We start from the raw sequence: 4,297 nt of genomic DNA on the forward strand, positions 1-4,297 counted from the left end.
CTCCAGCTCCAAGCGCAGGGTGACCATGTTGCTGCTGCTATCCTGCCAGGCTTCGGCCCCTGCCGCGTCCGGCCCTAGGTTGAGGGGAGTGCCGTTCCAAACTCCGCGGTTGATGAAGGTGGCTGGCTCCGCGGGGTTGGGAGGGGTGTAGCCGGGGTTGCGCCGGATGATCAACCGCACGCCATCATCGGCATCGAGGATGCGGTAGCTCTGCAGGCCCGGCCAGCGCGGATAGATCTCCCCTACCCAGCGAACGACGAAGAAGTCGTTGCCGTTGTTGTTGCCGCTGCCGGATCCACCGCTTCTGCGCCGCCAGCAGGAGCGCAGGAAGTTGAACTGGTTGGGGTTGTTGAATACGAGCTCGCTAGTTCCTTCTCCGTTGGGGAGGAGCCTGTATCCAATGCGAGGGTTGCCGACAGGCTTATAGGAATAGCCGATATCATCCGCATCGATGGGCGCGTTCGGCAGGCCGTTGTTGCCGTCCGGCTCTCCGCAACTGGGCATCCAGAACCAGTCGCCGCGATCCCGCCGATCAGGACTGGGATCAGGCGGGTTGAAAGGTGGCCGAGGCTCCCAAAGATTCGGCGGCGAGAGAATCGGCACCGACAGGCGGCAAAGGGGCTGCAGGATGGTGAGGGGTGGCTGAAAAATAGTATCAATCAGCGTGGCGTTGCAAGCAGGGGTGCTATTATACAGCCGCCGCTTAAAGGGAGAGTTGGAATTCAGATCGTTGCTCCCGCCGAACCGGTACTGGAAGCCGCCCCACCAGGGGAAACCAGGGCCGCTGCGGGCAAAGCTGCTCGGATTGACGGTGCCATCCGCATTACTGATAGCATCGCGCACGCAGGCCCAGCGCTGCCCACCGCTCCCATTTGGATTACACGTGGGCGCACTGCTGGTGTAGCGGTTGTTGTACTGGCCGATGGCGTCCGGCATCGGTTCCCAGTCGACGGGGAATATCGGATCCGGCCAGCGCACCGCCCGCAGGTAGGGCAGGTTGCGGTTTTGGGCAGTTTGGAGCAGACCTACAGGACCTAGAGGATTATTGGGGTCGGCAAACCCTGTGTTGCGGTCGTACTGGTTCTGCGGGCTGCTGAGCCAGCCGTTGTAATACTCGGCCAGCAGGCCGGCGCCGCCCGGATTCGGACAAGGCCCGAGGGGAGCCACCATCACCCAACGGGAGGTATCCAGCACCGGGTTGCCCAGGGCCGAGATGCGCACGCCAAAGTTGGCATATTCCCGATCCGGCGCCCGCAACTGCCGCACCTCCGGCACGCCCAGACCCACCGTCCGGTCGGCCTCATTGGAGTTGGGATCGGTGCTGTTGCGGCGGGCAAAGAGGGTGTCGCGGGCAAACACGTCCGGCCAGCCGGGCTGGTTGGTGTTGTCGCCCAGGTTCTGGGCCCCATTTGTGTTGTCGAAGCGCAGGACGCCACCGTTGCCCGGCCAGTTGTTGCCCCGGATCACCAGGGCCTGGTTGAGGAAGGAGGTGTTGGCCCCTAGGTTTGGCCCACTGCAGCCGTAGTAGTCGTTGCGGCGAGGGGCCGAGGCCCGTCCACCTGCGTAGTCTTGGCCGGAGGTGTAGTTGCTGCCGCCGCCATCGAGGGTGCCATCCTGGACAAAGCCGTCGTCGATGCTGCCGTCGCAGAAATCGGCGGAGAGGATATTGACCGAGTCGCCTATGACCTCGCTGGGCCGCCAGAGATCCTGGGCTGCCCGGGCAAAGCGCCGGTCTTCCCGGTTTTCATTGGGTCCGGATCGCAGCCGCCCGTAGAAGTTGCTGTAGAGGCCAGTTTGCGGGTCGAACTCAAGGAGGGTGGTGAACTCCTCTAGCCGTCTCCCGTCCCTTGTCTGATGCAGGTTGAAGTCCCCTTGGATGTAAACGGGGTTGTCGGAAATAAAAGACAAGCCAAAAATCGCGTCATCAGGGTTGAACCCGCCGCGGGCCAGCACCGCCCCGTTGCGCAGCCGGAAGCCATAGGGCCGCCGATCCGGATCCGCGTAGTAGTCCACCGGCTTAGGGCTAAGTCCGGCATCGGAAACGGGGGGATCCCAGACCGTTTGGCCATTGTCGGCCGTGCCGCGACCTGGCTGACCGGCGTTCATAACGCCAGCCCTGCCCAAAGTGCCGCTGGGGTTTGCGTTGCGCCAGCTGGTTAGGTAGTTATCAAAAGTGTCCAAGGGTGGGCGGGCGATGGCATCTTCCCGCACCGCATCTTCCCGGAAGGCGTAGAAAATGCCCCCCTCGCGGCCTTCTTGCACGCCGGCAGGCAGCCAAGTATCTCCGTTGATCAGCCCGTTGGCCTGGCCATTGACGTTGTTGGTCAAAAGGGCCAGGTCGATGTTGAGGGCCCGCACCGCCATCGCCTCGCGGCCATCGTAGAAGACGGAATCTTTGAAGGGCACGCGATGACACTGGTCGCCAATCCGAATGAGATCAAATTGGTTGCTATTGGGGCCAGCAGCAGTGCAATCGGCTGGGGCATGGGGCAAAGCCCAGTTGCCAATTCCAGAACGGGGCTCCAGAGCAACCTCGTTTAAGTTGGTTACAGCCTGATAGCTGACTGTGCTCGGAAGGAAGGAGTAAGCGCTGCGCCGCTCCGTTTCCAGGGTATCCGTCTGGTTGAAACTGGTGGTCGGGAAGATGTAGCGCAGCGGCAGATAAAACCGATTGGCCGCCTCTCGGTTCCCAGCTCGGCTGGCTTGAATGTCGTTCCAGAGGGTTTGAGCCGCTGGATCCCCGGCATTGGCAGCCTCCTCGATGCGCAGAATGTTGTCGGCCAGCATGCCCAACATGCAGCCTGCCGTTTGCAGCGTGGTCTGGTCGGCTAGGCTCAGTTGGTCAACAGCAGTGCCTCTGTTAACGGTATCGATGACCCGCCGCAGCTCCGAGAAGTTGCCAAAGGCCGTAATAAACGGATCCGGGTGAATGCGGCCTGGCTCCTGTCTGGGTGGATAGGCCCCGTCGGGATCGCCGGCAAAATTGGCCAGGTTGGTGAGCGCCGTCCACAGTGGGGTGCCAGGCTGTAGCTGCCCTCTCATTGGCGTGGGATCATATTCCCAAACGTTGGTGCCCTCGCCGGTAAAGAAGTTGATGCTTTGGGGGCCGTTCCGGAAAGTGGAAGCCCGCTGCAAGCTCCAGGGAGAGCCGGGGTGGGCTACCGTGGCCAGGCAAGCAATGGGGAAGCGCCCCTGCTCATGGCTGTAGTGGTAAACGGCCGTGGCCTGCACTGCCGCTGGGTTATCCCGTAGCGTTAGGCGTTGCCGCGCCTCGTTGCTGATGAAAATGGCCTGCAGCTTGGTGGGATCGTTGGGATCCCCGGGCGGCACCAGAGGCAAAGGCAAAGAATCGGTGCGGGTCAGCTCCAGCCGCTGCCCCACGATCACCCGCAAGCCCTCCACACGGGCCCGCCGCTCCCAATAGCCATCCAAGCCCACCTCGGAAAGGGCGCCTGGGGGTGGGTTGTCCTCGGTCAAAGACTCATTCTGGTTGTTCCTGGCATCAGCAGGAATCGGGCTACCGGCACCGACACCAAACCTCTGAGCAAAGGTGTCCACGTCGCAGCCCCTCTGCGGGTCAGGAGTTACAGGCGGACGGTCGTAGCTGGCTTTGGGGCCAAAGCGGTTGTCAGCCCGATAGACATCGTCTACATAGGGAGGGCAGACCTGGTCGGCCCCGGCCTGAAAACCGCCCGCCTTAATCCGTCCGGGGTTGGGATCGCGCTTAGCGTTGAGGGGAGAAGCCGCCCATCCCGATGCATCTTGGGCATAGGATCCCCGGGTGCGAATGCGACCGAAAAGGTGGAGCTCCAACGGATCCAAAGCCACATTTTCTGGCTCTACCTGGTTTTGCACCGAGTCAAAATTTAAGTTGTTCAACCGAGCCAGCACCTCTGGCGCTACGTCTTGCCGGCCAGAGTGAACATCGAAAATCAGAGTATCGCTCACCTGCTGGCCGGCATAGCCAATAGCCCCAGCCACCAGCTCTCCAAAGGCAGTGATTTCGGAGTTGTCAGAGGGCATGTAGAAGCAGGATTGCTCCGAGCTGATGGTGAAAGCCCGGAACAAGTTGTTGGGGGCATAGCGGAAGAAAAGGCTGCCGCCGGCGTAGATGGCGCCGTTCCAGTTGTAGCCGGGGGTGAAGAAAAACTCTAGGTCGCCGCGGCTGAAGGCCCCCCACTTGTTCAGCAGATCCCGCTTCCGATCCTGCTGGAATTGCAAAGCCGAAATGGCGCGGGTGGTGGAGTCGGCCCCCTCAAGCGGCAAGGTAACGGCAAAGACCTGAAAGGGCTTGTAC

Annotated in this window: 1 pseudogene; it reads right to left on the reverse strand. The window is 61.8% G+C overall.

Annotated features, from left to right (window positions below):
• Positions 1 to 4,297 (reverse strand): annotated as a pseudogene (locus tag NW809_RS11005) (type II secretion system protein); the annotation flags it as partial.

The organism is Synechococcus sp. WC101 (assembly GCF_047461555.1).
In the GTDB taxonomy this organism is placed as follows: Bacteria; Cyanobacteriota; Cyanobacteriia; order Thermostichales; family Thermostichaceae; genus Thermostichus.